We start from the raw sequence: 18,897 nt of genomic DNA on the forward strand, positions 1-18,897 counted from the left end.
GGCTTACCTTTCCTTTTTGTTTTCCAAAATCTCCATAACCTGCTCTACACATTGGGATATGATTTCTTGCTGTCCCCCACTTCCGGACTTTTTACTCCCAACAGATGATTTCCCTTCATCCACAGTGATTTTGATATGCAATTCCTTGATTTCAATGGGCATCACTATTCTTCGTTTGTGATTTTGGTAAAATAATTGTAGGCCAATTCAAGTGATTCAATGGCCAACTTACTCTCTTCTGCATTAAAATCATCCACACTCCACTTTACAGGGTAAGCATGCACGATATTCCAAGAGATCAACGGCTCATGCTCCTCATTCAGGAGAGAAACCGTGACATCCAAGGGCTGGAAAATAAAATTCTCAATTGCATCCCTGCACCATGAAATCAATTCGGAATCCACCAACAGGCCTCTCTTGAGGACAAGATTGGGGTACTTGGTTTTGACGGGGAATTTATGTTTAAACCTGTTTTCCCCGCCTTCTGCAAATTCCTCCGTATCTATATCCACACTCAGACCGGAAACGGACTGAAAGGCATGGTCCTTTTTCTTACTGACCTGGTCTCCCTTTTGTGAAAAGGAAACCTGAAAGTGAAAACTGGATGGTGGATAAAACGTGTCCATTGCCTGTATTATTCATTTTGAATCGTAAGTCCCTCATGGGCTATTTCCATGGATTCTATTGCCACTTCGTTTCCATCTCCCTTGAGGTCAGTAGATTGGATTTTGAGCGGCCAAGCATTCTTAACCTTCCAGGTCACCACGGGTTCATGCTCTTCGTTTAACAGGCTAATGGTGATATCCCGTCGCTCTACTTTGTTCAGGTTGATGGTTTGATACCATTCGTAATACTTGTTGTTTCCCTGGAAAGTGCCTCTTTTCATCGTGAGATTTGAAAACTTCTGCATTCCGGGCATTTTGATTTTGCTGTATTCCGGCATGGCTCCATCCCGGTACTCAATGATCTCGGTTTCCATATCCAATCCGGATATTTCAGTAAACCCTATTTTATCTTTTCCCCACTCCACAGAGAAATGAAACTTTGATAATGGATAGCTCATGATTGTTCTGTTTTAGTTACTTGGTTATTATGTTGTTTGCATTCGGTCAACAGCCCACTGTCAACCATCCGCGGTGCATGTGCTCATGACATCAGGCACCGATCATGTTACCTACTAGGATTCCTGCATTTTGTGGGAAAATTTGAGAATGATAAACTCAGCTGGCCTTACTACGGCCATTCCAATTTCTACATTCATCCTTCCTTCCAATACATCCAAACTGGTCATCGTCTGACCCAATCCCACTCTTACATAAAATGCATGCTCTGGCTTGGCTCCTGCCAAAGCGCCTGCTCTCCACTGTAGCGTAAGGAAGTTTTCGATCATCGCCCTTACCCTGACCCAGGTATTGCCATCATTCGGTTCAAAGACAAATTGCTCGGTAGCCTTTTTGATGGACTCTTCTGCCATGATAAAGAAACGCCTCACCGATACGTATCTCCATTCATTATCGTTTCCGGCCAGGGTCCTGGCACCCCATACCATAATACCTTTACCGGTAAATGGCCTGATAATGTTGATGGATTTCCCGGCCACGACGTCCACATTGAGGTTTTCTTGTTCTTTATGGTCGATCAGTTCGGTCACACCGACCACATTGTTAACAGACACATTGGCTGGGGCTTTCCACACTCCCCTGCTGGCATCCACGCTAGCATATACACCGGCTATGGTGGCACTTGGTGGCAAGGTCAAGTATTCATTCGCGATCCGTTGGAAAATACTTTTGAGCGCCGGTATGGCCTCTTTGGCAGAATTTTCGACGGTGGAGGTAAAACTCTCTCCGGATGTGGCAATGAGGTCGAGGGAGGACTTTATACTGCTCCATAATTTGGTTATCGCACCTACATGGGGCTGGATCCTTTCCACATTGGACGTTCCGGTACCGAAATAGGTGTTCGTCGATGTGCTACTGGTATAATCCAAACCGGTATCCGAAGCAGCCAAGGTCAACGCTGAACTCAATGAGCTACTGTCCCCATTGATTTTGGCAATTTCATTTTCGGTGCTGTCCAGTGCAGTACTTAATTTTGAAACCAAGAAATCAAATAGATATTCATCATTTCCAGCAGGAGCACTTTTGTCATTCAACGTAATGGCTGAGCCAGACCCAATATCAATCGTATCCCTGATCATGTCCATGCTCTCGGTATAATAATTGATAAGAGCTTCCAGATTTGCCTTATTCGAGGTGTTTTTGAGTGTATTGGATAGCGCTTCGAATTTTGCCTGAAATGAAGAATGGGTTCCTTTCAGTGCATCGATGGCATCTTTGATGGTGGTTTGGTCATCCACCAGGTTGTCCAGTCGATTGGCCAGTGCTTTGGCATCCGCATCTGCGATTAAATCTGCTAGATTAACAGCAGGACCATTTTGGGTGATTTTACCTTTAATGTCCTTATAGTTCACCACCCGAGGAAGATTGGCTTTTATCCAGGGAGAATAAGCAGCTCCATATTTAAGGTAATTCATGCCTATTCCATTTCTGAAATTCTCCACCGCTTCATCGTGGTCCACCGTATCCTCTTTTAAGTCAAAAATGCAGAACCTATCTTGAAGTTCATTGCACTGGCTTAGCATCGCGGCATAGAGTGAATTTAGATTGCTTTGGCTCATCAATGGTGCATCCGGCATCACCAATAAGGTGGGCCTGTCCACTTTCTTGATCTTAGCCAAACCTGCGAGAAACCCTGGAGTAGCTCCGTCAGCGGTGCCGTTTTGGATGGTGTCTTGGTACGAACCAACCGATACCACGTAACAGTCACCTCCTCCATTGGCATAAAACATCCTAATACACTCATAGAGATGGAATTTTTCTGTTAGCTCCAATTCGGTGACTTGATTCTGTGCATTGATTTCCAGCGTACTTATATCCACCTGGGGGGCTCCACCAAAGTGTTCGGTAAATTCAAGAACTGAAGAAATCTTCACTGGTTCATTTGGAGGGAGGTTCTTCTCCCCATCTTTGGCTTTTTCCGTGTATCCTATAAAGGCCGGAATCGCTGTTTCTACTTGTGCTACAGAAGGTGGAAATTTGGTGATTTCCTCTATGTAAACACCTGGTGTTTTATATGATGTTGCCATGATAAAAAAGGTTTAAATGAAAATTTCTGAATATGGTTTGTTTGCTATAAATTTTATTTGCTTGGGACTGGGATTTGGAAACTTGTATTTATCCAAATTGCCAGGCGGTGAATTAAAATCTGACGGCTTGTCCAAGGTGATAAACCCAAATCGAGTCAGGGGCCATTCCTTTATCGTTTCTGTTTCAAAACCATCCCGCTGATGAATATATTTCCAAGTGGTCTTTTGATTGTCAAAATGGATTTTGAAATGCGGCAGGTTATCCTTTATCCTACCGTCATTGATGATGAGGCTTTTATTGGTATGGTCACCTTGCATATAGATATGAAGGATGCCGTCTGTGTTAATCGTATTCTCTTGATCCAGAAATTCCAACAGGTGACGCTTGTTTTCCCCATTAAAAAGATACCTGTTCGTAACAGTGGCCTCCTGGTTTGTGGTATGGATAGTATTGAAATGATGGCTTTCTGGAAGTAAGGGCTCTTTATTGGAGAAATAAAATAATGCACCAGTCCTTTCCAAGTTTGTATAATTGTCAAAAAGGGGATCAGTAAAAGAAAGCCTAAACACAAATTGCTGGTCTCCATCAAGAGGCACATAAGGTACCCGGTCATCATCAGAAGTTACCTTAACTGCTACCATTAGCTGGTTAGAAAATGGTTTCAAGATCATCAACTGGCCATTAAGCATCTCCATCGTTTTGGCAGTTGGTGTGATATTCAAAAAATCCTGCCAATGATAGGCCGCTAATTGCTCTTCCTTTTTATCATCGCCCATACTGCTGAACAGCTCTTCTCCGTCATTTAAGAAGTAGTTGTGGAGGATGCTTAATGTGAAGATAGGTCTGTATGTGGAAGTAGCTTTCATGGTCATTGCTGATTGTAGTTTCTGCTGATTTCGGTGATGACACCAGATTGTGAAATTGGTAGGTCCCTTTCGATTTGAACCAGGTTCAATTTGTAAAAAACGGATGGAAGTTGTCTTCCTCCCAAGGTGCCCCAGATATAATTCAGCTCCTCAAAAGTCGGCGTAAAAAGCTCTATCGTAAACCGGAAGTGCTTAATGCCACTCATCTCATCCAGCTCACGATCAAATGAGGTATTGGACTGGGTAAAGACTTTTTTGTGCTGGAAAAACTCCAATATCCTCGATAAGTCGCTCAGTGATTTTTTATAAACAGCGCGATTGGCACAGAATATCAAAAATAAGTTGAGGTTTAGCTTGGGGTTTTTATAGTTGACGGTTTCCTCTTCTATCTGATGATTGGAAAAATTCTTCATGGTAATTTCTTCCCTTAGGTTTATTACCGATAAGATCAACTTATTTTTCAGGGACTCGGCTACATCCTGCTGGGAATCGATCATGGCCACATTCTCCAAGATGACTTCGGAGTCGTCCATTTCCAGTTCATTGAAATACTGGTTTACTTCACCAGCTAGAATTTTTAGTACTTCAAAAATCATATCGTAAAAGAGTAAATTTCAAACAATCTCAAACTGCCCCACCGTGAAGTGAAGGCAGTCAGAAAAGTCAAACGTTGGATTATTCCGATTAACTGATTATTGAAAGGTTTGAATTAAAAATAAAACCGTCCAAAAGATGATCAGTTTCGTGCCGTTTCGCAATCAAATGTTCATATGAGGGGGAAATTCCTTTCTCACTCTAAGCGTGTGTATTTGATAATTGAAATTAGTAAACTTTACCCTAAAATCAAACTTAAAAACTGTATAAATAGAATTTTATAAAATATAATATTGATTTATTACATTATAACAATCAATATTCTAACTGAAACAGATAAAATTCTAATTGCTAGTATAGTTTAGCCTAATTCAAACGAAATTTTCATGAGTAAGAAAAAAATCACATAATTGTAGGTAGAGATCCGTTCATAAATAAAAATCCTACATTAATTGATAATGTAGGATCATTTATTTTGTCCAATATGATGGTTAGCCGCTAGTCGGTTACATTATGTCTGGTTCTAAATTTGCCTGAGTTTTGGGATTGATCTCCACTTTTAGATGAAGGTTTTTCTGGCTTTGGCTTCTGTGTGCTTTTACCTGTATTGCTAGGTTTATTAGGGTTGTTTTTTGGTTTTCTATGTTTACCAGTTCCCTTTTTGAAATTTCTTTTTGATGATTGGTTGCTCTTTCTCGCTTTTGGATCTTTATATTCAGGTCCATTTTGCATCCCCTCTGGCAAGTCCATTCTTGGGATTTCAAGCCCGATCAAGTTTTGCGTTTTGTGGAGTTTGTAGAGATCTTTTTCATTTACAAACGTGATGGCCTCGCCTTTCTTATCTGCCCTGGCGGTTCTTCCTACACGGTGTACATAATCTTCCGGATCACTTGGTGCATCATAATTGATAACCAGTTCGATTCCTTCCACGTCGATTCCCCGGGAGATAATATCAGTACCGATGAGAATTTTCAAGGATTTGTTTTTGAAACTTGACATGATTTGCTCCCGTTCCTCTTGATTAAGGTCAGAATGAAATGCCTCTACGTTAAACTTCCTTTTTAAGGTTTTAAAGATACTTTTGACCTTGTCCTTTGTGGATGAGAAGATTATGACCGCTTCATAATTCTTTTGGGTAAGGATATGCTCCAAAAGATGTTCCTTTTGATTATCATGAACCATATAGACCATTTGGGTGACCCCTGCAGCAGTCTTGCTTATGGCAATGTTGATCTCATGCGGTTCATGGACGATTTTCTTGCTGAACTGCCGGATCTTTGGTGGCATGGTGGCTGAAAACAATACGGTCTGCCTGTTTTTGGGCAAGTAGTTGATGATCTTTAAAATATCATCCGAAAATCCCATGTCCAACATCCTATCCGCTTCATCCAATACCAGGTGCTCCAAGGTGTCCAACTTGATCTTCCCTCCTGCCAACAAGGCAATAAGTCTCCCCGGTGTGGCCACAACGATTTCCGTACCGTGTTCCAAGGCCTTTTTTTGCTGTTCCCAGACCAAGCCATCACCACCGCCATAAATGGCAATAGAACTGACACCCACAAAATAAGCAAGTCCTTGGATCTGCTGGTCAATTTGGATTGCCAACTCTCGTGTGGGAGCTACTATTAAGGTGTTGAACTGGTTATCGCCCTTTTCGGCAATCTTGTGGAGAATGGGCAAAATAAACGCAGCGGTCTTTCCTGTTCCTGTTTGGGCACAAGCGATGAGGTCTTTGCCGTTGAGTATTTCTGGAATGGCTTCTTTTTGAATGGGGGTGGGATTATTGAACCCCATTGCATCCAGTCCTTCTTGTAAAGAATCGTTAAAATTAAACGCTTCAAAATTATCTGATATCATAAATATTCTTGGATTTTTACCGGCCCGTTTATTCTTTTTGCAGAAGGCAAACGCTTTTTTGTGGCGTTTCGGTGCACTGTCGGGCAACTATTAAATAAATTAGGCTATTCAGCCTGTACTGCTGTTTTGTACAGTCATAGCAAATATATCTATTTTTTGATCTTATAAACTACAAATTAGATTATCAATTACAATTCGTCTAAAATTAAGAATAATATACTCCAAGTAATCTGGTCTTTGATTATGGACTTGAACAGCCAGGGATAACCTCTAAAGAAATTATCCAAAAAGCTTTTCGAGAATCTTATAGGTTATCAAATATGTGGGCCTAACCCCTTCTATCCCCAAACTCCCAGAGGCCAAGGTACTGCCTGTCATAAGCGGATTATCAGAAGCATAATAGGCATAGAGCACTTTTACATTTTTTCGAATACTTCTTCGGATCTTGCTGGCAGCCTGAAGGGCCTTTTGGTAGTGCGCTCCTTCCATCTCTAGCCCTATCGCTTTCCAGGAGGACTCCAAAAAGTAATTCAACACATCCTTATTTTGGAGTGAGGTACCCAAAACGGTAATCATAGGGCCTTCATAGACTCCTAACCCATAACCATCAAAATCAGCTGGGCGAAGTTGGTTTTTAAACGGATAATTATCGGCAGTTCCCTCAAAAACATGACTATTGGGGATCATGAGGTCTCCCTTGTTTCCTTCCAAGATACCCGCTTTTCCCATGATAGAAGCTGACACCACATCCAAGGGAATCGACTGCCTACCTGTCTCAAAAGGCTTTAGCAACTCATCAAAACACTCGTAAGCCTGTTCGCCAAAGGCGTAATCCATTACCACAATAACCGGTTTTTTGGAATCCTCTTTTGGTAAGGATACCCCGGGGATCAAAGTAGATGAGGTCATTTTGGCCGTATCGATGATTTGTGCCCCGATATTTGTACCGGACAGATCTGGCACATCGATATGGCCATGCTTGCGCGCATAAGTAATGATTTGCTCTGCTTTGTTATGCTTTTTTCCAAGGCTGATGTCCTGCACTATCTTCTCCAATGCTTCAAAATCCTTCAAGCCTAATGCTTGATGTCCGTAAATGGTGTTCAGTACACTATGCAAATTGGCACTGATAATATGAATGGGACGATGCAGCAAATTATTTTCGTCCAAAATCGACTTGATATTATGTGCCCACATCTCTCCATAGACATGGTGCCCGATTCGCTCTCGCAAGGTAGCCGAAAAGCTTATTTCCCGGTCAATTTGATGCATGGATTCGTCCATCGATAATTTGCCCAAATGATAGACAATCGAAAAGAGGCTATTGGAATTACTGCTGGCCTCAAACTTGCGAATGGCACGCTGAGCTTCATCAAAAGTCCTTCCCGTAAGATGACTTAAGTAAGAGCAAGCCGCTTCTTTGTCAAAAGGCTCTCCTTGCTCTTCCTTTTCTACGATTCTTTCGAGCCTTTTCCAGTTTAGATGGATTCGTCCCTTGCTGTCGGTACTGTTAAAGCGGATTTTTTCTGCCTCAACATATAAAAAGGTCAGGTGGGTAAGGATATCATAGACATCACTTTTCCCCCTTGTCATCTCCACAAACATCTGTTCCTTGTCCACCCGATAGCAGTTTCTCCTTCTTTTTGATGGGATCAATATTTCAAAATCAGCATGTTCATAGCCTTCACGGCTGATCAGACGGACATATCGGCACTCTTCAATTCCCCGGGGCAGGCGCTCCATCACATATAGCAACCCGTCCAATTCTACTTTTTCGCTTTCCGTAATCAAACCGTATATTTCCGGACGCAGGACCAGTAAGGAGCTGATCAGGGATTCACCGGAAACCCCCATGGGTTTATAATTTCCCCGCATAAAAAGATGGCGCATCGTGATGTACAATCGTTCGATAGCTGCCCTGGATTCTTGCGCTCTTGTTCTCATATCTTAGATTTTGGCATCTTTAAAAAGGTTCACTCGATATTCTAAATTACATTATATAATGAAGTGATCATGATTGTGACGCTATAATTTTAGGATAATGTAGTAAATAATCCAGATTTGATCACAGCATCATTAACAATCCGTCATTGGAACCTCATCTATATTGGAGGGTGGGTAGGAAAAGGATCTGGCAGCTTGCTGGAGACTCTTCCTACAAATCCTATCCAACTACCTGCATGGCTTTAAAAAGGCTTTTAGAGATCAAGCCATATTTCTGGGAGGACGAATGTTGACATGGTCTTTTGAAAGAAAGTTTCATACCGTTAAAACGATGGGCTTCCTCCATCCGCACGAATGGGGTTTAGCGGGAATTCATGCGGAACAGGGAGGGAAATGCGGCTAAAACGGAAAACGTGGGATGGGCAATTTACCACGGGCTTCACCCATGGCTATGAATGTGTCGCCCCTCTGGGACTAGTTTTCGAGTGTAATCTTTCAAAGCAGGACCAACATGCACTTTTCAAACATAATACCTTTGTGGCATTTTTTACCGGTTGTTTTGCCATTAAGATTTTTGATCGTAAAAAGAAGGTTGGATTACTTTCTTACCAATCTCTTGAGTCACGTATTAGTATTATTCTTAATGGCAAGGTCGAACATGGTAAAGTATAAACAACCATCCATCACAATTTGGAATAAAAGTAATTCTATTATCGGACAATTTTGTCCTTTATTAATTTCATTGTACATTTGAGGAAAAGAAATACCTGTATGTTTTCCAAAGCTTGTGAATATGCGATCCGGGCAGTGTTGTACTTGGCCCAAATTTCTTCCAACGGGAAACGTTCCTCTCTTACTGATATTGCAGAAGAAATTGGTTCTCCCAATGCTTTTACGGCCAAGATTCTCCAACAACTTACCAAAAAAGGTCATATTAATTCCGTCAAAGGACCCAATGGAGGATTCTACATTTCCGATGAACGGTTGCAGACCCTGCGTCTTGCGGATATCGTTCGTCTAATCGATGGAGATAGACTCTTCACCGGTTGTGCACTGGGACTACCGGAATGCAACAGTCTAAAGCCTTGCCCCTTGCACCACCAATTCCTTAAGATTAGAAATGACGTACAGGATCTTCTTGAAAACAGTCGGCTTGAAGAAATTTCTTTTCAACTCAATCAGGGACTTACCTTCCTTAAACGATAAAAAATTTTAAACAAATAGAGGATAAAAAGGTCTTTAAATCAATTAAAATATATACTATGATAAGCCAAAACACAATTGACATTGTAAAATCCACAGCCCAGGAACTTAGGGCACACGGGGAAGAGATCACCAACATATTTTATGGAGAACTTTTCAAAAACCACCCCGAGTTGAAAAACATGTTCAACATGACTCACCAAGCCACTGGCCACCAACCAAAGGTATTGGCCATGACCATCCTCAAGTACGCAGAGCACATTGACCAATTAGAGGTGCTTTCGGGCACGGTAGAAACTATCGTCCAAAAGCACAGTTCACTTCATGTAACGCCTGAAATGTACCCCATCGTTGGCGAACACCTATTACATGCAATCAAAGTCGTCTTGGGCGATGCAGCGACGGAAGAGATTTTAGGCGCTTGGGCAGATGCTTATCAAGTATTGGCAAAAATCTTCATAGGAAAAGAAGAGGATGTTTATCAAAATAATGAACAACAGCCAGGAGGATACCGTGGTTTTGCTAAGTACGAAGTGGTGGATAAAATTAAGGAAAGCGAAACCATCACCTCCATTTATTTTAGCCCAATCAACAACAGAGCTGTCCCACACCATTTGCCAGGTCAATATGTCGCCATTTCATTGGAAATCCCCGGTGAGGATCACCTACACACTAGAAATTACAGTTTGTCAGACATTTCCAATCATTGGTGTCCGGTAAAAAATAAATGAAAGAGGGCCAGTCCATTGCTGAACCAGCCCATTGTGGCTACTTTTGAGTTACGACACAAAAAAGTTAAGCCATGGGCAAAAGTAGTAATTTTAGCGGACAGCCGATATTCAATCAGTTAATAAAGTTCATTGACAAGGGGGAGGTAAGGGAGATAGCCCGCAGGCATAATGCGGAGCGTTATGTGAAGAAGTTCACGACTTATAACCACTTGATAGTAATGCTGTTTGTAGCATTTGAGGGCTATCATTCCATTCGTGAGACACTTGTCGGTTTGTTGGCCAATGCCCATAGATTGGCCCATTTGGGTCTGAACTATGTGGTAAGGCGGAGTACGTTATCAGAAGCCAACAAACGACGTGTGAGCGATGTGTTCGCCGATATATACATGAGTGTGTACCAAAGGCATGGTGACAGTTTAACGGACAGCCGGTTGAAGGATGCTGATATGAAGAGGCTCTATATTATGGATTCTACCACCATTAGTCTGTTCAAGGATATTCTCAAGGGAGTAGGCAGGAACCCGAAAACGGGCAAAAAGAAAGGAGGTATTAAGGCCCACACCATCATCAGGGCGAGTGACCATGTTCCTTATCTTGTCCGTTACAGTGCGGCTGTCCGACATGACCATACCTTCCTGAATGAGGTTTTCAACCTGCCCGGGGGCTCTATCATCACTTTTGATAAGGGATATGTGGATTATGGAAAATATGAGGTCCTGACCGAAAGCGGGATATGGTATGTGACCAGGTTAAAAGACAATGCTGTCTATCAGGCCCGAAAGGAGTTTAATATTCCTGATCGGGCAGATTCCGGAGTACTCAAGGATGAAGAAATCATCTTACGATATGGCAAGAACAAGCAACAGGAGCACCGTTCCAGGAGAATAGCCTATTGGGACAGCAAAAGTGAACGCCCGTTTGAGTTCATTACCAATAATTTTGAGATGGCAGCAGAGAAGATAGCACTCATCTATAAAAGACGCTGGCAGATAGAGCTATTATTCAAACAGCTTAAGCAGAACTTCCCTTTAAAGTACTTCTTGGGCGACAATGAAAATGCCATAGAAATACAGATATGGTCGGCCATGTTGGCCAATCTCCTTTTGACCTTGATCAAAAGCCAGGTCAAAAGGAAATGGGCTTTCTCCAACTTGGTATCCCTGGTCAGACAGCAATTAATGAATTATATCAGCTTGTATAGGTTCCTGGAGGATCCGGAAGGAAGCTGGAGAGCCATCATACAAGAAGATATTTTGAAAAATCAAAACACACTGTTCCCTGAGATGAGGGGGGCTTGCCCCTGACGAAAAATAAATAACCACTTTGTAATCAAGAGGTTGAAAATTGAATTTAACTAATATCCGGGTTTACCGGACAACAATGATTTCCAATAAAGAATATCTAAGGATAAGCGTAAAGCGGGAGTCCGGCAATCCTGCTGGCAAGGTATCCAATTACCTGCACGACGAGGTCAAAGTGGGGGAAATTGTAAATATCGGCATGCCGTCGGGAGAATTCGTCCTTCGTCAATCTGACCGTCCCGTCCTGTTGATTGCTGGCGGGGTGGGCATCACCCCGCTTCTTCCTATGTATAAATGCCTAGCGTGGTCCGAGAGGAACACGGTATTGATACAATGCAGTCCAAATTCTGCCACTGTTCCATTCAAAGAAGAAATAGAAGCCATAAAAAGTCCCAACGTCCACCATTTAACTGGCTACAGTGAACCGTTGCCAGGGGATGATATTAGTGATCCTGACCTATTTACAGGATTTTTGACCAGATCCATTCTGGAAAACTTTCGTCCTGATGGGGATTTGGAGGTTTACTTCTGTGGACCAAAGAAATTTATGCAATTGGTGACTCAATTGCTTGATGAAATGAATATCCAAGAAAAACGTAGGTACTTTGAATTCTTTGGCCCAGCAGAAACGCTCCGCAATTTGGAAAGGATTTCGTAATATAATTAGCCTCAAAGGAGACCTGTCTTCTATAAGACTGGTCTCCATTTTCCTTTCTTTTTAAATGGTCTTGAGACTCCCTCAATCTACCCTCAATGACACTCCCTTTATTGCCGAGGACAAGTGACTGGCCAATTAAGCTGCCAGATGGCAATCTCACGGGGATAAATGAAACATTGTAGCAAAACATGGACCTTGAATAGTTTTAAAATGGCGACTTTCATTTCCCTGGTTTATAGCTTATTGACCACTGCTGTTTGTGTGACCACTGCTGCAACACCAGTAGAAATATCCTCAAATTCCGTGACCTCAAAAACACCAAAATTGTTCACCACTATATCGATCCTAGCGAGAGATATGACCCAAGACACCACTTCTTATTAATTAGAAAAATCAGCACCCATCACTGTCACATTTCCTTCTGGGAACCAGGATTAGAGCTTATATTCTATCCATGGCTACTTTTTCAAGTTAACGGTCGATTAAGGGCACTTCAACCCTTGTGTTAGCCACAATACAGCCTTTCATCTGTTCCTTTAAGGATGCCATTCCTCTATCTTTACCATTTTTTTCGATTCGCTGTTCCGAATTGCCCGATAAAAGCAGCTAAAATTTCCCAAATGTTAACAGAATCCAAGGTTTCAAAACTTATAGTAACAAACTATTAATGAGATACATTATAGCCCACTTTTTAGACTTTGGGGTATTAAATGTGAAAACACATCAAAAGATAAACAAACCACTAAGGAATCATGGAAACTTTAATCAACAAAAATTATGCATTAGGACTGCCTTATCGCCTGTCCCGATCACAATCGGGGGAAATTTAAATAAGCCCAAATCAGAAGGTTTTATCACTGGGTCGACTGCCTTGTTTTGGCGCACCGCCCTATATATCAGGCGACATCAAAAACCACTATAAAACCTATGACTAACAGCTATTTAACACTTAAGTGAATCACCTAATTCACTCAGGAGGTAAAAAGGTGGGTTATCAAAAATCGAATGAGACCTCTTTCATCAAACACTACTTAAAAGTCGAAATTCCATGGCATTGGACAGGGCTTTGAAAAGGGAATGTTCGATTTCTGTAAGACAAGTAAAATAGATTAAAAAAGTAAAGGGTAATTAAAACTCCCTGTTTAACACATCTGTGATTATGAAAAAATTCTCCAAAATCAAAAAAACTAAAAACCCGGGAATCATCCCGGTACTTATTGGAATGATGTTTATCCCATTATTTGGGACTTCAGTCATGGCTTCCACGCCAGCCAGTTCGATTGCTTACGATATCGAAGAACAAGAGGTAAGCGGTAAAATTATTTCAAAAAGTGATGGTAGTCCTTTACCGGGTGTAACCGTCCTAGAGAAAGGAACCACAAATGGTACGGTTTCAGAGATCGATGGTACTTATGAGATAGAGGTAGAAGGCCCAAACTCAGTACTCATTTTCTCTTTTGTGGGGTTTGACCCTATAGAAATCCCTGTAGGAAATCAATCCATCATAGATGTCTCCATGTCTGAAACAGCCACAGACATGTCTGAGGTAGTCGTGACAGCCTTGGGGATCAAACGGGATCAGCGATCTCTTGGATATGATGTTTCCAATGTGGAAGGCGAAGAATTAACGCAAGTTTCTCAAGAAAACGTCTTGAGTTCCCTTTCTGGAAGGATGCCGGGAGTAACCATCAATCAAACCAGTGGACCCGGATCATCGATGAGCATGGTCATCCGAGGAGCCACCTCCCTGACCACGGATAACCAACCGCTTTTTGTGGTAGATGGTGTGCCGATGTCCAATTCTATGAATAATGTAAGCGAAAATGGAAATGGAAACCAGGTAGATTATGGTAATGCCATTTCAGATATCAACCCCGATGATATCGAAAACATTTCTGTACTGAAAGGGCCAAGTGCAGCGGCTTTATATGGAACGAGAGCGGGTAACGGTGTGGTGATTATCACTACCAAATCAGGAAAATCTGGTGAAAAAATGGGTATATCATTTTCAACAAGTAATGTGTTTGAGCGCCCCACACGGCTTTTGGACTTTCACTACAAATATGCAAATGGCAACCGAGAGGGCGTATTCAACGATGGTTCGGCCTATTGGGGTGGTCCGGCACTGGATGTAGGCAATACCGCCATACAATGGAACAGCCCTTTGGATGAAAATGGTGATCCCACTCCTTTGGAATTAAACGCTTACCCTAATGCCATGAAAGATTTCATGCAGACGGGAGTGACTTCTACCAATAATATCGCTGTGGACGGAGGAAATGACAAAACAACATACAGGGTATCTTATTCCAATATGCTTCACAAAGGAATGATTCCCAATTCAGACCTTTTCAGAAACAGTTACTCAACTTCTTTAAGCTATAAGATTACCGAGCAATTGACGTTTACGTCCAATTTTAACTATACCAACAGTAAATCCAATGATCGTCCAAGCACGGGAGATAGAAGAGCCAATCCCTTAGAAGCGGTTTATTCCTCTTCCTATGTGGATTATAGTTTGATGAGTGATATCTGGGTACCCGGGCAAGAAGGGGTTCAGCAGATGAGGACACCATCAGGAGATAATCCATACTTTATTGCCTACGGTATTCAGAATGGCTTTGATCGAGATAGGATTTATGGTAACGTGGCCTTGGACTTCCAGTTTACAGAAAATTTCAATATCAGGGCCAGGTATTCCTTGGATAGGTCCAACCAGCATACGGAAACCAAGATTCCTTACAGCTACAGCAGGATGGCCAAGGGAGGATATTATACCTCTAATAATTTAACGCAGGAGTCCAATACGGATATCCTAGTCTCTTGGAATGACGATTTTGGTAAAATGGACATAGACGCATCGGTCGGTGGAAATATAATGCATCGATTTGGCCGCAGTACCAATGTGGGAGTTGGCGGGGACAGAAACAACGGATTGGTAATTCCTGGCATTTATAATGTTCAGAACATTCCTGCCGATAACCGCTCCATGAGCCAAGGGTTTAGCGAAAAAGCCATTTATTCCATTTATGGTTTGGCTTCTTTTGGTTATGATGACCAATTATACCTCGACCTAACAGCAAGAAATGACTGGTCTTCTACTTTGCCCCGGGACAACAGGTCCTACTTTTATCCATCGGCATCCTTAAGCTGGCTGGCCAATTATACCCTTGGGATGACAGATAAAATTGACATGTTCAAGTTAAGGTTTGGCTGGGCGCAGGTCGGAAATGACACAGGTCCTTACGAACTCCTTCCCAACCTTTCCACAGGACTTTACAACTCCATCAACACAGCGAGTATGCCTTCGGGTTTATTAAATCCAGATTTGAAACCAGAACAGGCTACCTCATACGAAGGGGGGATCGACGTGCACATGTTCAATAACAAGATTCGGTTTTCGGGTACACTCTATCAAATAGACAATCGAAACCAGATTTTCTCTGTAAACCTTCCATCCTCTTCTGGATATTCGGGGCGATTGATCAATGCAGGCCTGATCCGGAGTAGAGGGTTGGAGCTTGCCCTAGGTAGTACTATCATAAATAAGCCAGGTTTTACCTGGGATGTCGATATCAATTGGAGTAGAAATAGGACTTCCGTGGTAGAGCTTACCGAAGGCTTGGACAGAATTACACTCTGGTCTGAAAATGGTGGTGGAGCGATCACCTTTGTCGGAGAAGAAATAGGAAACATGTACAGCTCAAGCTATGCAGAGGTAAAAGACCCAAATTCTCCCTACTATAGATGGCCTGTTCTTTCCAATTCCGGAGAATGGCAGGAGCTTTCCGGTACGGAGAATTTGAAAAAAGTAGGCAATTTCAATCCTGACTTTCAGATGGGCATGCAAACCACCTTGAATATCAAGAACTTTGTGATCGGCGCCAGTTTGGACTGGAGACAAGGGGGAGAATTTATGTCATTTACCTATAGATATGGTGAGTCTGACTGGAAATCCCAAAGACAGTTGGATAACCTGACCCCTGGCAGTCTTTATCCAGACGAGGAGTTAATCGCTATGATGAAGGAAAACCCCGAGGAATACATCATACCTACTTCGGGAAATTATCCTAGAGTGGGTGGACATACCGCTGAAACAGGCGGATATTATGTAGATGAAAATGGCAGTGATGGTGCTTTCATCCCTGGTGTTATCCAAACTGCAGGTCAGGATACTCCTGATGATTATAGTGATGATGAGTACGAGGAGCACCTGGGTGGAGAAGGAACCAATATCTACCCCATCACCAACACCTATCCCTGGGATTATAATGAACAAGTCACTTTTGATGCTTCATTTATCAAATTGAGAGAGTTGAGTATTGGTTATAGAATTCCAAACTTAGGGAAATTCAGAAATGCTACTTTCTCCATTTATACCAGAAACCTCATGCTGTGGACAAAATCTGATATTGGAATCGATCCAGAGAGAGCTTTTTGGGCAAGCGGAGGAACACAAGGCAATACTTCTTCTCAATTTCGCCAGGGAATCGAGCGTCAGAATGTGATGCCTTGGAGTTTCCCCATTGGGTTCAAATTGAATTTTAATCTATAATCTCGAATCAACGAATCATGAAAAATAAATCTAACATATATATCGGACTACTGATGTCCCTGATTTGCTGCATAGGATTCACAAGCTGTGATAATAACCTTGACAAAATGAATGTCAATCCCTACGGAATCGCTCCTGGGGAGGTTAATCCAAATTTATTAATGCCCACTATATTGGCTTCAGCCGCACAGAGTTATGCGGACTTGGGTGTAAATGACCTGGCAGGTGCGGTACAGCATACACAGAAAAATGGCTGGTATGGCGGGCATAATAATTACGGCTGGGAAAGTAAAGACTGGACGGGATGGTATGATATCCTTCGAAACAATGATTTGCTCTACAACAGGGCCGTTGAACTGGAAAACAACTATTTCCAAGCCGTTTCATTGACCATGAAATCATTTGTTTTTGGAAACATCACTGACCTCTGGGGAGATGCACCCTATACCAATGCCTTGAGAGGGAATGAACTGGATCCCAATTTCCAATATCCACAATTTGATAGCCAAGAGGTCATTTATGATGGCATCATTGCTGACCTTCAAACAGCCGTGACGCTGTTTAACGATGCCAATACTACAGCAGTGGTACCTGAGAATGATCTTTACTTTGGAGGAGATATTGCCGGCTGGAAACGTTTTGCCAATTCACTTTTGCTCCGCTATTACATGAGGATATCTACCAAGAAGCCTGATGTGGCCCAGACAGGAATTGAAGCAATCTATGCGTCCGGAGAGTATATTCAATCTGTTTCACAAGATGCCGCCTTGGATTATACAGGAGGCGCCAGTGATATCTGGATCACCCGACATATTGCAATGGATCCTGATGATTTTCAGCGGTACCAGGCATGTCAAACCTTTATTGACCAACTGATGAGGACCAATGATCCTAGATTACCTGTCTGGTTTGCCCCAGTTAGAGTACAATGGGAAGCTGACGAATCCTTGGAAGTAGCTGCAGAAGATTTTATCAGAAATGATGGGGAACCCCTAGGCGTAATTACCTATCCATTTGATGATTTTGTCAATGATTATGCAGACGAAAACTTTACGAGGAGATACAATCCTAACCTGGTGAGTTACAATGACGCTGAATATGTAGGATTACCACCTTCTTTAATGGTCCCAGAATCTTATAATGGCAACCCATCCCCTGGGCAGGGAACCCAAAACCAGCATGTTTCCCAGTTGGCCGATATTTACCAATCTGCCGGAACGCCCGGTGATATTTTGAAAGCCAGATTGGTTTCTTCTGCAGAAGTGAGTTTTATTTTGGCCGAAGCTGCTTTAAAAGGATGGAATGTGGGGGATGCAGAAACCCATTATTATGAAGGGATCCAAAAGTCCTTGACAGTTTGGGAGCAAGAAGCTAACTATGATTCATTTATCGCCGAAGAGGGAGTTATTTTTAACAATACCCTAGAGCAGGTCATGGAACAAAAATGGGTGGCCAGCTGGACGGCAGCGGCAGAGGCTTTTGCGGATTATAAGCGAACAGGATATCCAAACTTAGCAACAGGCCCACAATCTCCACAGCCCAGGGTTGCACTGAGGTTTCAATATGGCAATGATGAATACAATAATAACGCAGATAACATTACCGATGCTTTGGAAAGGTTGGAATTGACTGATTACTCAGGAGGTTTTGGAAAAGACAGCCAGTGGTCTAAGTCTTGGTTGTACCAAGGAACTACTGCCCCTTGGTAAAACCCAAAATCTGACCAAGTATTAAGCTCCATATCAGCTAATGATATGGAGCTTTTTTTATTCACAATTAATAAAATCACTTGTGGATCATTGGATAATAATCAAAAATCCAAGTAAACCTCTAGAAATCACAGTAGAAAAACCTTGACCTTACAATCATTGTGAATGACAGGGAAACCCAGTACAACATCACCGGAATGGCCGAAAAACAATCAGGACCAAAGGAGATGGAGAGCAGTATTTATCATGCTGTTCCCCAAATGATCCCGACCAAACGTAACATTTAACCGGTTTGGGTTAGGCTACTGGAAATGGCTCAGGAAATGTTCA

Annotated in this window: 16 protein-coding genes; 7 read left to right on the top strand and 9 right to left on the bottom strand. The window is 42.2% G+C overall.

What is annotated here, in order from left to right; translation table 11 throughout:
- Window positions 1-3: 3 nt before the first annotated feature.
- The 8 genes from FDP09_RS23825 to FDP09_RS15765 all read right to left on the bottom strand — a co-directional run bounded on the left by FDP09_RS23825 (window position 4) and on the right by FDP09_RS15765 (window position 8,410).
- Complete coding sequence (locus tag FDP09_RS23825; protein ID WP_187328687.1) at window positions 4-162, bottom strand: DUF5908 family protein; 159 nt, start codon at window positions 160-162, stop codon at window positions 4-6.
- 2 nt (window positions 163-164) lie between these two features.
- Complete coding sequence (locus FDP09_RS15735; protein ID WP_137403587.1) at window positions 165-626, bottom strand: phage tail protein; 462 nt, start codon at window positions 624-626, stop codon at window positions 165-167.
- 8 nt (window positions 627-634) lie between these two features.
- Window positions 635-1,063 (bottom strand): phage tail protein, encoded by a 429-nt coding sequence (locus FDP09_RS15740; protein ID WP_112786352.1) that lies wholly within the window; start codon window positions 1,061-1,063, stop codon window positions 635-637.
- 114 nt (window positions 1,064-1,177) lie between these two features.
- Window positions 1,178-3,148, bottom strand: a complete 1,971-nt coding sequence (locus FDP09_RS15745) for a phage tail sheath family protein (protein WP_137403588.1) — start codon at window positions 3,146-3,148, stop codon at window positions 1,178-1,180.
- 12 nt (window positions 3,149-3,160) lie between these two features.
- Window positions 3,161-4,015 (bottom strand): hypothetical protein, encoded by an 855-nt coding sequence (locus FDP09_RS15750; RefSeq protein WP_137403589.1) that lies wholly within the window; start codon window positions 4,013-4,015, stop codon window positions 3,161-3,163.
- A 2-nt stretch (window positions 4,016-4,017) separates the two neighbouring features.
- Window positions 4,018-4,611: a DUF4255 domain-containing protein gene (locus FDP09_RS15755; RefSeq protein WP_137403590.1), complete on the bottom strand. Its 594-nt coding sequence runs from the start codon at window positions 4,609-4,611 to the stop codon at window positions 4,018-4,020.
- Window positions 4,612-5,107: 496 nt separating this feature from the next.
- Window positions 5,108-6,466, bottom strand: coding sequence for a DEAD/DEAH box helicase (locus FDP09_RS15760; protein WP_137403591.1), 1,359 nt, complete (start codon window positions 6,464-6,466; stop codon window positions 5,108-5,110).
- Window positions 6,467-6,745: 279 nt separating this feature from the next.
- A complete protein-coding gene (locus FDP09_RS15765) occupies window positions 6,746-8,410 on the bottom strand; it encodes a DUF6909 family protein (RefSeq protein WP_137403592.1) in 1,665 nt (554 codons plus the stop codon).
- Window positions 8,411-9,181: 771 nt separating this feature from the next.
- On the opposite strand from FDP09_RS15765, the gene FDP09_RS15770 reads away from it, so the two are divergent.
- From FDP09_RS15770 to FDP09_RS15785, 4 genes are all read left to right on the top strand, one after another.
- Entirely contained in the window at window positions 9,182-9,616 is a 435-nt protein-coding gene (locus FDP09_RS15770) for an RrF2 family transcriptional regulator (RefSeq protein WP_137403593.1), read from the top strand.
- A gap of 56 nt (window positions 9,617-9,672) precedes the next feature.
- Window positions 9,673-10,344, top strand: a complete 672-nt coding sequence (locus FDP09_RS15775) for a globin domain-containing protein (protein WP_137403594.1) — start codon at window positions 9,673-9,675, stop codon at window positions 10,342-10,344.
- Window positions 10,345-10,415: 71 nt separating this feature from the next.
- Window positions 10,416-11,648: an IS4 family transposase gene (locus FDP09_RS15780; protein ID WP_137402859.1), complete on the top strand. Its 1,233-nt coding sequence runs from the start codon at window positions 10,416-10,418 to the stop codon at window positions 11,646-11,648.
- A gap of 76 nt (window positions 11,649-11,724) precedes the next feature.
- Window positions 11,725-12,303 (top strand): ferredoxin reductase domain-containing protein, encoded by a 579-nt coding sequence (locus FDP09_RS15785; protein WP_137403595.1) that lies wholly within the window; start codon window positions 11,725-11,727, stop codon window positions 12,301-12,303.
- Window positions 12,304-12,536: 233 nt separating this feature from the next.
- Here FDP09_RS15785 and FDP09_RS23830 read toward each other — a convergent pair whose 3' ends face one another.
- Window positions 12,537-12,674 carry a hypothetical protein gene (locus tag FDP09_RS23830; protein WP_187328688.1) on the bottom strand — a complete coding sequence of 46 codons (138 nt, stop codon included), beginning with the start codon at window positions 12,672-12,674 and terminating at the stop codon, window positions 12,537-12,539.
- A gap of 788 nt (window positions 12,675-13,462) precedes the next feature.
- Between FDP09_RS23830 and FDP09_RS15790 the strand changes: the two genes are divergently transcribed.
- The 3 genes from FDP09_RS15790 to FDP09_RS24205 all read left to right on the top strand — a co-directional run bounded on the left by FDP09_RS15790 (window position 13,463) and on the right by FDP09_RS24205 (window position 18,854).
- Window positions 13,463-16,858, top strand: a complete 3,396-nt coding sequence (locus FDP09_RS15790) for a SusC/RagA family TonB-linked outer membrane protein (protein WP_229683423.1) — start codon at window positions 13,463-13,465, stop codon at window positions 16,856-16,858.
- A gap of 17 nt (window positions 16,859-16,875) precedes the next feature.
- Window positions 16,876-18,567, top strand: coding sequence for a SusD/RagB family nutrient-binding outer membrane lipoprotein (locus tag FDP09_RS15795; protein ID WP_229683422.1), 1,692 nt, complete (start codon window positions 16,876-16,878; stop codon window positions 18,565-18,567).
- A 161-nt stretch (window positions 18,568-18,728) separates the two neighbouring features.
- Window positions 18,729-18,854 (top strand): hypothetical protein, encoded by a 126-nt coding sequence (locus FDP09_RS24205; protein ID WP_262710623.1) that lies wholly within the window; start codon window positions 18,729-18,731, stop codon window positions 18,852-18,854.
- Window positions 18,855-18,897 lie beyond the last annotated feature (43 nt).

It is taken from the genome of Echinicola rosea, assembly GCF_005281475.1.
GTDB classification, from domain to species: domain Bacteria; phylum Bacteroidota; class Bacteroidia; order Cytophagales; family Cyclobacteriaceae; genus Echinicola; species Echinicola rosea.